Annotated in this window: 9 protein-coding genes; 4 read left to right on the top strand and 5 right to left on the bottom strand. The window is 67.9% G+C overall.

The features are described from left to right. The first annotated feature begins 118 nt into the window (after positions 1-118). On the top strand, positions 119-703 hold the full coding sequence (locus tag AC1Q5S_RS19045; RefSeq protein ID WP_303837800.1) for a YqiA/YcfP family alpha/beta fold hydrolase: 585 nt from the start codon (positions 119-121) through the stop codon (positions 701-703). A gap of 9 nt (positions 704-712) precedes the next feature. Here AC1Q5S_RS19045 and AC1Q5S_RS19040 read toward each other — a convergent pair whose 3' ends face one another. From AC1Q5S_RS19040 to AC1Q5S_RS19020, 5 genes are all read right to left on the bottom strand, one after another. Beyond that, positions 713-2308: a Wzy polymerase domain-containing protein gene (locus AC1Q5S_RS19040; RefSeq protein WP_303837798.1), complete on the bottom strand. Its 1596-nt coding sequence runs from the start codon at positions 2306-2308 to the stop codon at positions 713-715. A 327-nt stretch (positions 2309-2635) separates the two neighbouring features. Then, complete coding sequence (locus tag AC1Q5S_RS19035) at positions 2636-3895, bottom strand: c-type cytochrome (protein ID WP_422205700.1); 1260 nt, start codon at positions 3893-3895, stop codon at positions 2636-2638. Positions 3896-3997: 102 nt separating this feature from the next. Continuing rightward, positions 3998-4408 (bottom strand): c-type cytochrome, encoded by a 411-nt coding sequence (locus AC1Q5S_RS19030; RefSeq protein WP_492239239.1) that lies wholly within the window; start codon positions 4406-4408, stop codon positions 3998-4000. Beyond that, positions 4405-4998: a ferritin-like domain-containing protein gene (locus AC1Q5S_RS19025; protein ID WP_303837205.1), complete on the bottom strand. Its 594-nt coding sequence runs from the start codon at positions 4996-4998 to the stop codon at positions 4405-4407. Before AC1Q5S_RS19025 ends, AC1Q5S_RS19030 begins: the two co-directional genes overlap by 4 nt. A 40-nt stretch (positions 4999-5038) precedes the next feature. Beyond that, on the bottom strand, positions 5039-5770 hold the full coding sequence (locus tag AC1Q5S_RS19020) for an RNA polymerase sigma factor (RefSeq protein ID WP_303837204.1): 732 nt from the start codon (positions 5768-5770) through the stop codon (positions 5039-5041). A gap of 178 nt (positions 5771-5948) precedes the next feature. Here AC1Q5S_RS19020 and AC1Q5S_RS19015 point away from each other — a divergent pair, with 178 nt between their 5' ends. The 3 genes from AC1Q5S_RS19015 to AC1Q5S_RS19005 all read left to right on the top strand — a co-directional run bounded on the left by AC1Q5S_RS19015 (position 5949) and on the right by AC1Q5S_RS19005 (position 10050). Next, the gene (locus tag AC1Q5S_RS19015) at positions 5949-6710 is read left to right on the top strand and encodes a metallophosphoesterase (RefSeq protein WP_492239238.1); all 762 of its coding nucleotides are present in this window, start codon (positions 5949-5951) and stop codon (positions 6708-6710) included. Between the two features lie 36 nt (positions 6711-6746). Beyond that, the gene (locus AC1Q5S_RS19010; RefSeq protein ID WP_492239237.1) at positions 6747-8837 is read left to right on the top strand and encodes a ribonuclease catalytic domain-containing protein; all 2091 of its coding nucleotides are present in this window, start codon (positions 6747-6749) and stop codon (positions 8835-8837) included. Positions 8838-9165: 328 nt separating this feature from the next. Then, complete coding sequence (locus AC1Q5S_RS19005; RefSeq protein ID WP_303837201.1) at positions 9166-10050, top strand: energy transducer TonB; 885 nt, start codon at positions 9166-9168, stop codon at positions 10048-10050. The last annotated feature ends 35 nt before the right edge of the window (positions 10051-10085 follow it).

The raw sequence follows: 10085 nt of genomic DNA, 5'->3' as shown, positions 1-10085 counted from the left end.
CCCCGCGAGGTCAAGCGCTCTCGCAGCAAGTTCCCAACAAAGAAAATGCCAGTCAGGGCTTAACTGACTGGCATTGGGCCAAGCCGGGTTTTTTTGCGCCCGTTCGTATGATGGTCCCATGACCACCACGCGCCTGCTGTACCTGCACGGTTTTCGCTCCTCCCCCCAATCGGTAAAGGCCCGCCTGATGGCGGCTTATGTGGCGCAACACCATCCCGCGGTGCACTGGTGGTGCCCCCAGTTGCCACCCTCGCCCCGCGCGGCCATGGCCCTGGTGGCGCAAGGCATCGCTGCCTGGCCGCGGGCCTCGATGGCCGTGGTGGGCTCTTCGCTGGGAGGCTTCTATGCCAGCTGGGTGGCGCGGCACACGGGTTGCCCCAGTGTGCTGCTGAACCCTGCCGTGGACCCGGCACGGGACCTGGCACGCCACATTGGCGAGCAAACGGCATGGCATGACCCGGCAGAACGCTTCTTCTTCCTGCCGGAATACATCGCCGAGCTGCGGGCGCTGGCCGCTGACCGCCCCCTGCCCGTGGGCCCCGAACTGGCCATCATCGCCAAGGGCGACGAGGTGCTGGACTGGCGGGAAATGGTGGCACGCTACCCCGACGCCCGGTTGACGCTGCTCGAAGGCGGCGACCATGCGCTCAGCAACTTCGCAGACCACCTGCCGGCCGTGGCGCAGTTTCTGCAACTGGCGTAAGCCGAAGGCTCACGGCGCAACAGGCGGTGCGGGGCGCTGGGCGTTCGCCCAGCGCGCATGCTCCTCGGGGTAGGCTGCGCGGTAACGCCGCAGCTGGAATGCCACCTCGTCGTCCCTTCCCAGCAGCAGCGCACTGTCGATCAGCTTCTCGATCACGCGGGGCTCGGGAGAAAAATGCAGCAGCTTCGTGGCCAGCGCATGCACTTGCAGGGCATTCTCCTGGGTTAGCGCGGTGGTGGTCAGCAACGCAAAATCCACCTGGTTGGTGAACAGCACGGTGTTGGACACCTTGGCCAGGGTGTTGCCCTGGTAGGCCGACGGCCGGGAATCCATGGGGCGGTAAAGCTGGCTGACACGGTAGTAATCCCACGCCACGGCCGCGCCCACCCCGCACACGGCCACCAGGGCCACCGCAGCGCTGACCCGAAGCGCCGGAGAACGCACCCAGCCCAGCAGCGACCGGCGCCACAACAGCGCCAGCGCCAGCACCGTGACCAGCTGAAAAGGCCCATACCACAGGGGGAACTCCACCATGCTGTGCAAGCCAATGATGGCCAGCGCCCCCCAGGCCAGCTGGCGCACCGCATCCGTCTCCGCCCAAGGCCGCGCGCGCACCACCCCAACCAGCACGGCGCCGCATGCGATGGCAGCCACCGGCAGGCCCAGTTCCACCGCCAGATGCAAAGGCAGGTTGTGGGCATTGTCGAGCAGCGTGCAAAAGCGCTCCCCCGGAAACAGCGTCATATAGTGCGCGTAGTCCAGCTCGCCCCAGCCCCAGCCCGTCCAGGGCTTCTGGGCAATCAGGTAGAGCACGTTGGACCACAGCGCCCGCCGGCTGCCACAGGTCTGCGTATCGCCCCCCAGGCGGGCGAACACGCCCTCGGTGGCAAACCCCGTCCAGTCCAGCAACAGGACCGGCAGTATCCAGCCGGCCAGGGCATACAGCAGCATCCCGACCAGGGCCAGGCCCACCGCCAGGCGCCCGCCAGTGCCGCGCCACCACAGCAGCAGTACCACCATCAGCAGCCACTGCATCGCCCCGGTGCGCGATGCCGTGGCCGCGCTGCCCGCCGCCAGCAACGCCAGCGCCGCAACCACCAGCAGGCCCACCAGCCACGACGGCCACATGCGCCCGCCGCCCAGCAAGGCTTGCTGCACAGGCGTGGCCGGCGCTGCGCGGCCAGCCACCAGCCGTGCCTGCACCTGCGCCACCACCCACAGCAGCGCCCACACCCCCAGGCTCATCAGCGATGCCTGCTGGTTGCGCTGGCGCAGGTTGCCGATGGCCTGCCCTGGCGTGGAGGGCTGCACCCAGGGCGACAGCCCGGGGTCGCCCAGAAAGTACTGCAGCAAGCCGACCACACTGGCCAGCAAGGCCGCCAATAGCAGGCCCACCGCCAGCTGCGCTGCCAGGAAAGCACGGTCATCCGGCGCACGGTGCAGCCACCCGGTCCGGCACAGCGCCAGCAGGGCCAGCACGGCCGCGCACCCCCCCGCCGCCGCCAGGGGCCAGAAATTGGAGGAGGGGGGCTGCGGGTACGAGAACAGAAACGGCACAGCCACTGCCAGCAGGGCCAGCGGTGCGGCAATGGCATCCAGACGCATTTCAATGAACCCAAGTCGTCATGCAAAAGCCCTGGATCATAGGGGCGGGCCGGCAGTACCTGCACCGGACGCGCGGGTGCCACCCGCAGATCGACAACACCAGCGCTGCCGACCCTGGGCCGACAGGCTGGCGCCCGCCAACCCCTGGTCGAGCATGGCTGCGCGCACCCGGGACGGGCGCAGTCTCTTGCACGATCCAGGGCGAGCGCATTGCAATCGCGCCCACAGCCATCCACCGCATCAATGTCCAGGCCCGCGGGCCTGCACCGACCTGGTTATCGGTCAGCCGGATCTTTCCGGTGCATTCATGCCATGGGCCTCCTGCGGCTACAGCGATTTCAGGTACTGCGCCAGGTCGGCCACCTCCTGGGCGCTGAGGCCCAGGCTCTGCCGGGTGTTGTAGGTCTGCGCCACATCGTCCAGGGTGGCGGCCGAGCCGTCGTGGAAGTAGGGGGCGTGCTGCCAGACCCCTTTCAAGGGCGACGTACGGTACAGCTTGGTCGCCGACCGGGAGGCGTAGCTCGGGGTTTCGGGCTCCGCCATGGAATCACCCGGTGGGTGCAAGCGGGTATTGGCGTCGGTGAAACTGCCTCCGCTGTGGCAGGCCACACACTTGCCGCCCCCTTCAAACACGATGCGCCCGCGCTCCGCGGCCACCGGGTCGAAGCTGCCCGCCGGGGCCGGTGGCGCACCCAGCGACAGCTGGTACGCCTGCAGGGCGGGCAGTTTGGCCGAAACCAGGTCCTCGGTGCCGTGGGTGATGCGGAGGTTCAGGCGCGGCTCGGTCACCGTCCCTTGCCCGCCCATCTCGGCCACCGCCACATAGCGGTTCCAGTAGGCGATGTCCTCGCCGTCTCCGGTGAAGGTGATGCGATGGATGCCCGCCAGACCGTAGGCCGGCGGAATGACGACCGGCTTGCTCAGGCCGTCCACGTTGTGGCGCGGATCGAACTTGCCCGGCCCCCAGCTGTTGAGCGCGGCCTTCGTCGCCAGGTCCAGTGCGGGCGACAAGGCCATGATCGCCCCCGGGTTGAGATCGCGGTTGGGCCAGCCATCCCGGCGCTTGCCAATGCCCTTCGAGAACGAGTTGTCGACGGTCGAGTGGCACAGCGCGCAGGTGATGCCCACCCGGACCAGCCGGTCCACGCCGTTGACCGTCTCCACCACACCCTTGACACCGACAACGGCGTTGAGCTTGAGCAGCGCCACCGTGGTGACCGGGCTGTGGAGGTCCACGCTGCCGTTCTGGATGCCGGCCACCACGGCGGCGGGCAAGGCCTCGGCGTCGACCTTCAGCCCCACGGACAGCGCCGTGACCGGGTCGACCGCAGCGCTGATGACCTCGTGCATCTTCAGCACATCGGTCCACTGCGCCTCGTCGCCAAAGGTGTCAAAGCGAAAGATCTGCTGGCCCTGCGCGACCAGCGCGGCCTGGGCCGCGTCGGCACTGTCCGCCGAAGACCCGCCACCGCAGGCGGCCGCAACGACCGCGACCAGGCCCAGCGGGCCGGCCAGGCGCAGCAGGCGCAAGGGGTTTGCAGCACGCAGCGCCTGGGCGGTGCGCAAGGACATGGGTGCGTGTTTCATGTGCATTTCTCCTGTCAACCAATGTTTTGGCAAAGCCTGCCCCTTGCGGCGCTGCCAGGCAGCGCGGCGCATTTCAAAACATGCTTGCGATGGGAAAACCGCCTAGGGCAAGAGCTGGCACGCCTTGCCCGGGCGCGTGGCCTCCTTGAGCCAGGCGATGAGATCGGCGCGTTCGCCGTCGTCCTTCACGCCGGCGTAGCCCATGGCCGTGCCGGGCACGGTCTTCATCGGGTCCTTCAGAAAGACATTGAGCGAGCGCTCGTCCCAGACGATGGCGCTGTCGCGCAGCGCCTTGGAATAGGTGCTGTAGCCCTGCGCCGTGCCCGCACGGCGCCCCCACAGCCCACAATGCTGCGGCCCCGTGCGGTTGCCCTCGATGGCGTGGCAGGCGGCGCAGCGCGCGTAGACCTGCTCGCCACGCTGCAGGGCGGCCGGGTCGGGTGCCGCGCTGGCGCCCGCCGCGAGCAGGCCGGCCGCCAGCCACAGGGCTGCCGGTGCGTGGCGCGGTCTCATGACATGAAGGCCGACGGCACGGGGTTGTCGCCCAGCACCTGGCGCAGCACCGCCCAGTGCATGGCCTCGTCGCCCAGGATGCTGGCGGCCACCTGCGCCAGCGCGCGGTCGGCAAACAGGGGCACGGCACCCAGGTAGGCGGAGATGGCGCCCCGCTCCAGGCCCGCGGCAAAGCGCAGCACATCGGCCTCGGCCTTGAGTTTTTCCACCGGGAACGCGTACTTGTCCTTGGCCGACACCGGTTTGCCGCCGAGCTTTTGCACCGTGGCCGCGATGGCCTGCGCATGTTCCTTGTGGTGCCCCTGGAACTGCAGGGCCACCGGCAGCACGGCCTTGCTCAGCAGGCCGCTTTCAGCGCCCACCTGGTAGGCCGCCACGGCCTCCAGCTCGGCGCCCAGAGCGGTGTTGAGGATGCGCACATCGGCCTCAAGGTCCTTGGCACTCATCTTGGCACCCGCCGCGAGCGCGTCACGCCCGCCCAGCAGGGCCACGGCACCGGCCGACAGCACAGCGGCGCCCGACAGGGACATGGCACGGCGGCGCGCAAGGAACAGGGCCTGCGAGGGCACGTCAATCAAAATATTCTTCATGGTGTTCTCCTGGGGGGTGGTGAAAACAAGGAACGATCTGTCAGCGCCGCGCAATCAGCCCGCGCTGCTGCAGCTCGGAAACGACGTTGCGCACCACCTGGTCGCAGCGTGCGCCCGCAAACGGAAAGGCACTCTCGGCATGCGCCTCGATCTGCGCGCCCAGCGCGTCGCGCAGCATCGAGCGGGCCCGCAGGTAACGGGTCTTGACCACGTCACTGCTCACCTGCAGGCAAAACGCCGCCTCATCCACGCTCATCTCCTGCACCGCACGCAGAATGAAGACGCTGCGGTAGAGCGGCGGCAGGCCTTCGACGGCCGACTGCAGCAAGCCGCGCAGCTCGCCGCGTGCCAGGGCCGCCTCGGGCGATTGGCTCGGGGGGGCGCTCAAAGACATCATGTGCTCCGGTGAAATTTCGTGGTCCTCGTCCTGCACGCCATCCATGGACACGGACGGCACCGAACGGCCGCGCTTGCGCAGTGCATCCAGCGCAATATTGATGGCGATGCGCGCCAGCCAGGTGCCCAGCGCCGCGCCGCGCCGAAAATCCCGCAGCCGGGTGAACGCGCGCAGGTAGGTCTCCTGCACCACGTCCTGCGCCTCGGCATCGTCGGACACCACCCCGCGCGCGGCGCGGAACAACAGGCGGTTGTGCCGGCGCATGATGGCCTCGAAGGCGGACTGCTCGCCCTGCAAGGCCCCTTCGATCAGTTCATCGTCAGCGCATGGATCGCAGGTCGCCCGCGCTACGGGCGCCGGTGGGGGTAGGTGCATGGCATGCCTCTTGGCTCTTGGGTTTGTCGGTTTTTGCTCGTTCCTGGTCATTGGACGCCCGCCAGCGCAAAAAAGTGACAAGCACCTGTTGCCGGCAGGGGCGCCACCCCGCGCCCCTCCTGGCAGGGGCGTCAGCGGCCACAATGACCACCGCTCCTTCTGATATGCACCGCACGCCATGAAAATTGCCCTGCTGTCCGATCTGCACCTGTCGGTGCACCCGCTGACCCTGGGTGTGCCGCCCGCCGACGTGGTGGTGCTGGCCGGAGACCTGCAGCGGCCCGCCGCGGCCATGGCCTGGGCGCGGCAACTGGACCGCCCCACCGTGTTCGTCGCGGGCAACCACGAGTTCTATGGCTCCGATCTGAGCACCACCATGGCGCAACTGCGCGCGCATGCCGAAGGCAGCCGCGTGCGCGTGCTCGAATGCGATGCATGGCGCCATGGCGGTGTGCGGTTCCTGGGCTGCACGCTGTGGTCGGACTACCGGCTCTTCGACGCGCCGCAGCAGCGCGACGCGGCGCTGGCCAAGGCCATGGAGCTGGTGCGGGACTTCAGCCGCATCCGCGTGGCACCCGACTTTGCCGCGCCCTTCACGCCCGCCATCTCGCAAATGCTGTTCGACCGGTCGGTGGCCTGGCTGGAGGAGCGTTTTGCCGAGCCGTTCGACGGACCCACCGTGGTCGTCACGCACTTTGCGCCCGCGCGCGGCAGCATCGCCCCGCAGTTCGCCGGCTCGCCCCTCAACGCCTGCTTTGTCTCCGACCTGGAGGCGCGCATCCTGCGCTGGCAGCCCCGGCTGTGGCTGCACGGCCATGTGCACGACAGCTTCGACTACCAGGTGGGCGCCACGCGCGTCGTGGCCAACCCGCGCGGCTATGCCCCCCAGGGGGTGGTGGAGAACAAGGCGTTTGCGCCCGGACTGGTGCTCGAGATCTGAAAACCACCCCCCAGCGCCCATGGGAGAATGCCGCCCATGCACGCATTGTTTGAAGAAGCCGGCAAATTCATGGCCGGCCGCATCCTGTCCGAAGCCGAAAGCTCGGCCCAAGTCGAGCTCGATTCGGGCAAGCGGGTCAAGGTCAAGGCCGCGAACCTCCTGTTGAAATTCGAAAAACCCGCGCCGTCCGAGCTGATGGCCCAGGCGCAGGCCATGGCCCAGACCATCGAACTGCCGCTGGCCTGGGAATTCGCCCCCGAGGAGGATTTCGGCTTTGCCGACCTGGCGCGCGACTATTTTTCGGACAACGCCACGCTGGCCCAGCAGGCCGGCGCGCTGTTTGCCCTGCACGAGGCGCCGCACTACTTTCGCCGCGCCGGCAAGGGCCGCTTCAAGAAAGCGCCCGCCGAGATCCTGCAGCAGGCCCTGGCCGCCATCGAGAAGAAAAAGCTGATCGTGCAGCAGATCAGCGACTGGGCCGAGGCGCTGGGGCGCGGCGAGTGCCCGCAGCCCATCCGCGAGCAGCTCTACAAGATCCTGTTCCGCCCCGACAAGAACGCGCCCGAATACAAGGCCGTGGTCGAGGCCAGCCGCGCCACGCACCTGGCCCCGCTCGACCTGTTGCAAAAGGCCGGCGCCATCGATTCGGCCTACCAGTTCCACTGGAAACGCTTCCTGTTCGACAACTTCCCCAAGGGCACGGGTTTCCCGCAGCTCACCGCGCCGCAGCCGCCGGCCGACCTGCCGCTGGCGCCCGTGCAGGCCTATTCCATCGACGACTCGCAGACCACCGAGATCGACGACGCCCTGTCGGTGCAGGGCCTGGGCACCGGCACCGTGGTGCTGGGCATCCACATTGCCGCGCCGGGCCTGGCCATCGTGCCGGGCACGCCGCTCGACCAGCTGGGCCGCACCCGCCTGTCCACCGTCTACATGCCCGGCTACAAGATCACCATGCTGCCCGACGAGGTGGTGCAGATCTACACGCTGGACGAAGGCCGCGCCAACCCGGCGGTATCGCTGTATGTCACGGTGGACGAAGCCACGCTCGCCATCACCGGCACCGAGACCAAGCTCGAACGCGTGCCCGTGGTGGCCAACCTGCGCCACGACCAGCTCGACCACATCGTCACCGAAGCCTGGCTGCAGGACCCGAAAGTTCATGCAGAAAACACACCGCAACGCTTGCTGGATGTGCGCGATCAGCTATCGTTTTTATACCGACTGGCCCAAACCCTCAAGGCCCAGCGCGAAGTGGTGCGCGGCAAGCCCGAAAACTTCAACCGGCCCGACTACAACTTCAAGCTGATCGGCAACAACAAGGCCGAGCCCGATGGCAGCGAGCAGGTGCAGATCACCACACGCCAGCGCGGCGCGCCGCTGGACCTGATCGTGGCCGAGGCCGCCATCGTGGCCAACAGCACCTGGGGCCTGATGCTGGCCGAGCACGGCGTGCCCGGCATCTACCGCAGCCAGGCCAGCATGGCACCGGGCGTGAAGGTGCGCATGGGCACCAAGGCGTTGCCGCACGCCGGCATTGGCGTCAAGGCGTACTCGTGGGCCACCTCGCCGCTGCGCCGCTATGTGGATCTGGTGAACCAGTGGCAGATCATTGCCTGCGTGCGCAACGGAAGAACGGCGGCCCTGGCGGCCCCCTTCAAACCCAAGGACGCGGAGCTGTTCTCCATCATCAGCAGCTTTGACGCAGCCTACAGCGCCTACAACGGCTACCAGGCCGGCATGGAGCGCTTCTGGACGCTGCAATACGTGGAACAGAACGGCATCACCGAGCTCAACGCCACCGTGTTCAAGGAAGGGCCGGGCGGCAGCTTCCTGGTGCGTGCCGACGCGCTGCCGCTGGTCTTCCCCGTGCTGGGCGCCCAAAACCTGCCGCGCGGCGCGCGCCTCAAGGTCAGGCTCGGCGAGGTGGACGAGATCACACTCGACCTGCACGGCACGGTGGTCGAGCGCCTGGACGATCCCGACGACACCAGTGACGACGGCCCGGTGGAAGATGCCGACGACACCGATGACGACGCGGCCGTGGCCGGCCCCATTGCCATTGCCGTCGATGTGAACGAGGCCGACACCAACGGCACCGCCAGCACCGATCATCCTGCCCCGTGAACATGGCCCCCACGCTCCCTCACTTCGTGTGGTCGCTGCCCCCCGGGGGGGCCGCTTTTCATCTTGGGGCGGCCCGGCGATGAAAAATACCCCCCACGCTCCCCACTTCGTGTGGTCGCTGCCCCCCGAGGGGGCCGCTTTTCATCTTGGGGCGGCCCGGCGATGAAAAATAACCCCCACGCTCCCCACTTCGTATGGTCGCTGCCCCCCGAGGGGGCCGCTTTTCATCTTGGGGCGGCCCGGCGATGAAAAATAACCCCCACGCTCCCCACTTCGTATGGTCGCTGCCCCCCGAGGGGGCCGCTTTTCATCTTGGGGCGGCCCGGCGATGAAAAACGCTTCCTTCCTCACCCGCTTCACCACGCTGCAGCTCACGCTGGGCGTGTCGGTGGCGCTGCACGCGGCACTGCTGTCGGTGCGTTTCATCGACCCCGAGGGCTTCAATCGCGTGTTCCAGGACACGCCGCTCGAAGTCATCCTGGTCAACGCCAAGTCCAACGAACGGCCCGACAAGGCCCAGGCCATCGCCCAGGCCAACATGGCCGGGGGCGGTGAGGCGAACAAGGGCCGCGCCACCAGTCCCCTGCCCTATTCGGCACTCACGGCCGTGGGCAACGATTTCGAGGAATCGCAGCGCCGGCTGGACGCCCTGCAAGAGCAGCAAAACCAGCTGCTGGCCCAGCTGCGCAAACAGATCGCCGCGCTGCCCCTGCCCGATCCGCGCAAGCCCAGCCAAAGTGGCAGCCAGGGCGCCGAAGAGGAAAAGCGCCGCCAGCTCGTCAAGCTGCTGGCCGAGATCGAAAAGCGCATCAACGAAGAAAACGCACGCCCCAAGAAACGCTACATCAGCCCCGCCACGCGCGAAGAGGCCTACGCGGTGTATTACTCGGCCCTGCGCAGCAAGGTTGAAGACAAGGGCACCGAAAACTTCCCCGCACAAGGCGGCCGGAAGCTCTATGGCGAGCTGACAATGATCATCACCGTCAACCACGATGGCCGCGTCCTGGCCACCGAGGTGGTGCAGGGTTCGGGCAATCGCACGCTGGACCGGCAGGCCGAGGCCATCGCGCGGGCCTCCGGCCCGTTCGGCCATTTCAATGCCGAGATGCGCCGCCAGGCCGACCAGATCGCCATGGTGGCGCGCTTCAAGTTCACACGCGACCAGACCCTGACCACCAACTTCGAAACCGACCCCGAAGGCCGCAGCCCCTGAGTACCGGCCCGCGGCGCCGGGGAGACCATCGCGCC

The organism is Acidovorax sp. GW835-FHT14B10 (genome assembly GCF_058793725.1).
This window is presented reverse-complemented; position numbering and strand designations above follow the sequence as displayed.

What these genes read in the sequence shown, in the direction of transcription:
- AC1Q5S_RS19020 (WP_303837204.1), bottom strand. Translation starts at nt 5,770, where the DNA reads ATGCACCTACCCCCACCGGCGCCCGTAGCGCGGGCGACCTGCGATCCA.
- AC1Q5S_RS19030 (WP_492239239.1), bottom strand. Translation starts at nt 4,408, where the DNA reads ATGAGACCGCGCCACGCACCGGCAGCCCTGTGGCTGGCGGCCGGCCTG.
- AC1Q5S_RS19025 (WP_303837205.1), bottom strand. Translation starts at nt 4,998, where the DNA reads ATGAAGAATATTTTGATTGACGTGCCCTCGCAGGCCCTGTTCCTTGCG.
- AC1Q5S_RS19045 (WP_303837800.1), top strand. Translation starts at nt 119, where the DNA reads ATGACCACCACGCGCCTGCTGTACCTGCACGGTTTTCGCTCCTCCCCC.
- AC1Q5S_RS19015 (WP_492239238.1), top strand. Translation starts at nt 5,949, where the DNA reads ATGAAAATTGCCCTGCTGTCCGATCTGCACCTGTCGGTGCACCCGCTG.
- AC1Q5S_RS19005 (WP_303837201.1), top strand. Translation starts at nt 9,166, where the DNA reads ATGAAAAACGCTTCCTTCCTCACCCGCTTCACCACGCTGCAGCTCACG.
- AC1Q5S_RS19010 (WP_492239237.1), top strand. Translation starts at nt 6,747, where the DNA reads ATGCACGCATTGTTTGAAGAAGCCGGCAAATTCATGGCCGGCCGCATC.
- AC1Q5S_RS19040 (WP_303837798.1), bottom strand. Translation starts at nt 2,308, where the DNA reads ATGCGTCTGGATGCCATTGCCGCACCGCTGGCCCTGCTGGCAGTGGCT.
- AC1Q5S_RS19035 (WP_422205700.1), bottom strand. Translation starts at nt 3,895, where the DNA reads ATGAAACACGCACCCATGTCCTTGCGCACCGCCCAGGCGCTGCGTGCT.